This is a genomic window from Pseudorhodoplanes sp., assembly GCF_035565855.1.
Lineage (GTDB): Bacteria > Pseudomonadota > Alphaproteobacteria > Rhizobiales > Xanthobacteraceae > Pseudorhodoplanes.
In genome coordinates, this window is the sequence record NZ_DATMRX010000246.1 from 1 (window position 1) to 4849 (window position 4849).

Below are 4849 nucleotides of genomic sequence, written 5' to 3' on the forward strand. Positions count from 1 at the left end.
GTCCGGCGCGTGGTGCTGACGCCGTCCGCGTTCGAGCCGGATGTAAAGACCGATACGCTGCTGATGCGGGCGCGCCGGCTCGGGCTCAGCACCAGCCGGCTGCCGTCGCTTGACGATGGCGTCGAGGCTCTGCGCCTTGCACCGGTCAATGTCGAAGACCTGCTGCTGCGACCGAGCGTCAAAATCGATTACCGGCGGCTCGAGGGCTTCATCAAGGGGCGCTCGGTCGTTGTGACCGGCGGAGGCGGATCGATTGGGGCCGAGATCTGCGATCGTGTCGTCACTTTCGGTGCAGCGCGGCTGCTGGTGATCGAGAATTCGGAGCCGGCCCTGCATGCCGTCCTGGAGTCGCTGACCAGCAAGACGTCGGGCGCGCAGATCAGCGGGCGGCTCGCCGATATCCGAGATCGCGACCGGATCATGCGGCTGATGCAGGATTTCGAGCCCGACATCGTATTCCATGCGGCCGCACTCAAGCACGTGCCGTTGCTGGAGCGAGATTGGGGCGAGGGCGTCAAGACCAACGTGTTCGGTTCGGTCAACGTCGCGGATGCCGCCGTCGCATCCGGTGCGAGGGCGATGGTGATGATCTCCACCGACAAGGCGATCGAGCCGGTTTCGGTGCTGGGCGCGACGAAGCGTTTCGCGGAAATGTATTGTCAGGCGCTCGACGCGCAATTCGCCCGCCAGGGCGATACAACGTCGATGCGGCTGATCGCGGTGCGCTTCGGTAACGTGCTGGCATCGAACGGCTCGGTGGTTCCGAAATTCAAGGCGCAGATCGAGGCCGGCGGTCCGGTCACCGTCACGCATCCCGACATGGTGCGATACTTCATGACCATCCGGGAAGCATGCGACCTCGTCGTGACCGCCAGCACCCACGCGGTCGGCCCGGAGCGCTCGGATGTCGCGGTCTATGTGCTGAACATGGGCCAGCCGGTGAAGATCGTCGATCTCGCCGAACGCATCATCCGGCTGTCAGGCCTCGAACCCAACCACGACATCGATATCACCTTCACCGGAATGCGACCGGGCGAACGGTTGCACGAGATCCTGTTCGCGCAGGAAGAGCCGACCGCTGAGATCGGGATTGATGGAGTGGTGGCCGCGCGGCCATTGTCGCCGTCGATCGACACGATGCGTGGATGGCTGGCAACGCTCGAGCACGGCCTTGTCCGCGAAGACCGTGATGCGATCTATCGCGTGCTCCGCGACGCTGTGCCAGATTTCAAGGGCGAAGCGGCCTAGCCGCGCCGAACCAGATCGGCAAGTGCCTGCGGAGTGTCCGTGGGCGGCACCCAGCCGGCATCGCGCAGTTTCGTAATGTCTGCGATCAAGGGGGCACCGATGCGATCCCAGGCGTCGCGCTTGCCTATGGTGGCCAGGCCGGCGCGTATCCAATGTTGTGGCACCCGCACGAGGCCCGGCGCACGGCCACGTGCCTCGCGCATGATCGCGATCATTTCGGCAGGCGAGATCGGCGTCGGATCCGCCACGATGTAGGTCTGATTAACTGTGGCAGGGTGCTCCAGCGTGAAGCGAATGGCGGAGAGGAGATTGTCGAGTGCCACGACAGATCGCCGTTTGTCGAGGCCGCGGAAGGGGAGTGGCAGCGGCAACGCGGCGGCGCGTGCGAGTTGTCGGAAATTGGCGCGTGCTTCCGGTCCATACACCATGACAGGACGCAGGATCGTCCATGGCGCGCCGTAGCCGCGCACGAAGGCTTCGGCGGCGAGCTTGGAGCGACCATACGCGTCGACCGGCTGCGGTGGGTCGTTCTCAGTCAAAATGTGATCGGAGACGGGGCCGGTTTGCGCACGGATCGATGAGATGAAGACCAGCCGCCGAACATTGGGCGACAGGGATGCGGCCAGCGCGAGTTCCTTCGTAGCGATGCGATTTACGCGGTCGTAAATCGTGTCCGGCAGCTTTCGTGAGATATGCGCGATACCGGCGAGATGTACTACCGCGTCGACATCGGCCAGCAGCGGCCGCCAGTCGACCGGCTTCGCCAAATCGGGGAGCTGCACAATCTCGAGGATTTCGGCTCGTGGCACAGCGCCGCGGTTACGTGCCGCGGCGCGAACCTGATAACCGGCGCGCGACAGGCTGCAGGTCAGCGCGCGCCCGACGAAACCACTCGCCCCCGTGATCAGTACCCGCATCTCACGACCGCTTCATCGAGAAGCGCAGCAACAACGATGACACGACGATAAGTCCCGCAACAAGCGCGGCAATTTCCACCGCGTGCGTGTTGAAGCGAATGCAGATGTAGGCCAGTACCGCGAGCACGATATTCACAGCAAAGACCCGCGCAATGATTTGCGGTACCGAGAAGCCGTTGTCAGTCGCGAGCTGATAGAAATGGCTGCGATGTGCCTGCCAGAGGCGCTCGCCGCGCGCGAGCCGTCGCAGCAAAGTCACGCTGGCGTCAAGCAGGAAATAAAGCGGCAGTAGCAGCGCAGCTGCGAGGTGCCCCTTGTTGGCCAGCAGAGCAAGCAGCCAGCCAATGAGGAGGCCGATCGGCAGGCTCCCGACGTCCCCTAGAAACAGCCGCGCGACTGGCCGATTAAACGGTGCGAAGCCGACCAGCGCACCAAGGAGCGCGAGCGCGACGACGACGCCGGCCTCCGGCAATGCGCCCAGCATGCCGAACAGTGCAAGCGCCGCCGTGACCGGAACCATTTCGGCAACCGTCATCCAGTCGAGCCCGTCCATGAAGTTGACGAGGTTGACGAACCAAAGGCCGGCGAACACCAGCATGACGCGTTCGAGCCACCACGGCAGCAGCGGTGTCATTTGGAATTGCGCCGGGAGCGCTGCGATCACAATGCCGACGGCGACAGCCTGGACCAGCAGCCGCGGAATCACCTCGATTGGACGGATATCATCGATAGCACCAAGGATCGCGATAAGCAGTGTCGCGCCAAAGACGGCCGCGATCGCAGCAGCTTCGGACGGGGACATACGTCCGCCGTGGGCCAAAACGGAACCCGCCATCAGCAATGTGCTTGCGACGATTGCCATCCCGCCGCCTTGCGGGGTCGGGATCGTATGCGAGGACCGCGCATTGGGACGCGCCAGCGCATAGCGCACCATCAGGGGACGCAGCAGAACGATCACGATCGCGCACAGAATGCCGGCGAGGGCGGCGATCGCCAATCCGGCGATCCATCCATGCCGTAGCGGCTCGGACGATACATCCATCGCGACGGCAAATTAGGCTGCGCCGATACGCAGCAGATCGTGGAGATGCAGGACGCCTACCGGCCGATGGCATTCGACCACGAACATGGCGGTGATTTTCGAAGCGTTCAGCGCCTCGATGACCTCGCTGACCAGTTGATCCGGCCGGCATGATTTCGGATTGCGGGTCATGATGTCGTCGACGGCTAACTCGGTGAGGCCCGGACGCATGTTGCGGCGGAGGTCGCCGTCGGTGATGATGCCCGTGAGTTGCCCGTGCGCGTCGAGGATGCCGACGCAGCCGACACCCTTCGCCGACATTTCGATCACGGCGTCCGACATCAGCGCGCCGCTATTGGCCAGCGGGACGGCGTCGCCCGTGCGCATCACGTCGCGCGCTGACTTGAGCAGCGCGCCGAGCCGGCCGGCCGGATGCAGCACATGGAAATCCCGCGCAGAGAAACCTCGGCTTTGGAGCAGCGCAATGGCAAGCGCATCGCCGAGCGCAAGCTGCATCAGCGACGACGTGGTCGGCGCGAGATTGTGCGGGCAGGCTTCGCGGACCTGCGGTAGTACCAGTGCAACGTCGGCGGCGCGGCCAAGTGTCGACCCAACCTCAGAGGTAATTCCGATCAGGCGAACGCTGTGGCGCTTGGAATGGTCGATCAGGTTCTTCAGTTCGGCGGTTTCGCCGGACCACGACAACGCCAGGATAACGTCGTCCCGGGTGATCATGCCAAGATCGCCGTGGCTGGCTTCGCTTGGATGCACGAAGAAGGCCGGTGTCCCGGTCGATGCAAAGGTGGCGGCCAGCTTGCGCGCGACGTGGCCGGACTTGCCCATGCCAGTGACAATCAGGCGGCCATTCTTCGGGTCGTTCTGGGAGGTACGGATCGCATCGGCAGCCGCCACAAGAGCGTGGCCGAGGCTGTCCCGAAGCGCAGCCGAGAGCGCGGCGATACCGCTGCCGGCTGCATCCAACGTCTTCAGCGCAGATGCAACCAGACTGGCCTCATGGTCTGCGACGCCGGATCCGGCCTTCACTTTGGCTGACACGCTGACCTCGACTTTCTTGTTCGGCTCCGGCACGAGCAGAGCGGCGGAAGCGATCTGTTCACGATCGCGGCGCGGCTTACCGGAGACGCAACCAATAAGCCAGCAATCACCGCTGGATACAACGGAAATTCCCCGCCGGATGGGGACAACGGTGGATGTGGACAGCCGGCACGGCCTACTCGGGATCGGCGAGAATTATCTTTTTAACTCAGCGGCATAGGTGGTGTGGCTGATTTGTCACGGAACAGCTCTGTCTGTTTCTAGTCCGTAAAACCCTCTCCGGGCCACAACCCAATGCTCTAAGCTCAACGGAGATTCATGATGACGTATTAACCAGTCACCTGATGAAGCAATTCCTCGCCATCGCCGCGATTGCGCTGACCTGCGCCGGCTGTCTCCCCGAAAAGGGGATGCTGCCCACGTCCGGCATTCCGGCGCGCTATGGCCATGGCGAGATGCGAAGCTTCAGCGATGCCGAGAAGGCGATCATCCGTCGCGGCGTGGTCGCGACGCTGTCGAACCCATCATTCGCGGAATTCCGCTGGACCAAATTTCCGAAGAATGCGGCCGAGTCAGAATATTATTGCGGCCAGTTGAACGCACCGGT

The 4849-nt window shown here is 63.4% G+C and carries 5 protein-coding genes; 2 read left to right on the forward strand and 3 right to left on the reverse strand.

All coding sequences use genetic code 11. The features are described 5' to 3' along the window. Positions 1-1248, forward strand: a 1248-nt coding sequence (locus tag VN004_RS13625) for a UDP-N-acetylglucosamine 4,6-dehydratase family protein (protein ID WP_325610913.1), incomplete at its 5' end; no start/stop codon positions are given. Here VN004_RS13625 and VN004_RS13630 read toward each other — a convergent pair. Genes VN004_RS13630 through VN004_RS13640 form a run of 3 tightly spaced genes read right to left on the reverse strand, consistent with a single transcriptional unit; the run spans position 1245 to position 4242 of the window. Further along, entirely contained in the window at positions 1245-2165 is a 921-nt protein-coding gene (locus VN004_RS13630; protein WP_325610915.1) for an NAD-dependent epimerase/dehydratase family protein, read from the reverse strand. The two genes, VN004_RS13625 and VN004_RS13630, sit on opposite strands and share 4 nt — an antisense overlap. A gap of 1 nt (position 2166) precedes the next feature. Further along, complete coding sequence (locus VN004_RS13635; protein ID WP_414710299.1) at positions 2167-3207, reverse strand: MraY family glycosyltransferase; 1041 nt, start codon at positions 3205-3207, stop codon at positions 2167-2169. 12 nt (positions 3208-3219) lie between these two features. Further along, positions 3220-4242 carry a KpsF/GutQ family sugar-phosphate isomerase gene (locus VN004_RS13640; protein WP_325610922.1) on the reverse strand — a complete coding sequence of 341 codons (1023 nt, stop codon included), beginning with the start codon at positions 4240-4242 and terminating at the stop codon, positions 3220-3222. A gap of 344 nt (positions 4243-4586) precedes the next feature. On the opposite strand from VN004_RS13640, the gene VN004_RS13645 reads away from it, so the two are divergent. Continuing rightward, positions 4587-4849, forward strand: a 263-nt coding sequence (locus VN004_RS13645; protein WP_325610925.1) for a hypothetical protein, incomplete at its 3' end; no start/stop codon positions are given.

Excerpts from the sequence above, each read along its gene's own strand:
- VN004_RS13630 (WP_325610915.1), bottom strand. The coding sequence starts at position 2,165 with ATGCGGGTACTGATCACGGGGGCGAGTGGTTTCGTCGGGCGCGCGCTG.
- VN004_RS13635 (WP_414710299.1), bottom strand. The coding sequence starts at position 3,207 with ATGGATGTATCGTCCGAGCCGCTACGGCATGGATGGATCGCCGGATTG.